Genomic DNA, 229 nt, shown 5'->3' on the forward strand with positions numbered 1-229 from the left:
CGCTAGTAATCGCGAATCAGAATGTCGCGGTGAATACGTTCCCGGGCCTTGTACACACCGCCCGTCACACCATGGGAGTGGGTTGCACCAGAAGTAGCTAGTCTAACCTTCGGGGGGACGGTTACCACGGTGTGATTCATGACTGGGGTGAAGTCGTAACAAGGTAGCCGTAGGGGAACCTGCGGCTGGATCACCTCCTTAATCGACGACATCAGCCTGCTGATGAGCT

The 229-nt window shown here is 55.9% G+C and carries 1 rRNA gene; it reads left to right on the forward strand.

The window, feature by feature from the left end:
• Positions 1 to 201, forward strand: a 16S ribosomal RNA gene (locus QSV36_RS06580); the annotation flags it as partial.
• Positions 202 to 229: the final 28 nt, after the last annotated feature.

Source organism: Pseudomonas sp. BCRC 81390 (genome assembly GCF_030341915.1).
Classification (GTDB): domain Bacteria; phylum Pseudomonadota; class Gammaproteobacteria; order Pseudomonadales; family Pseudomonadaceae; genus Aquipseudomonas.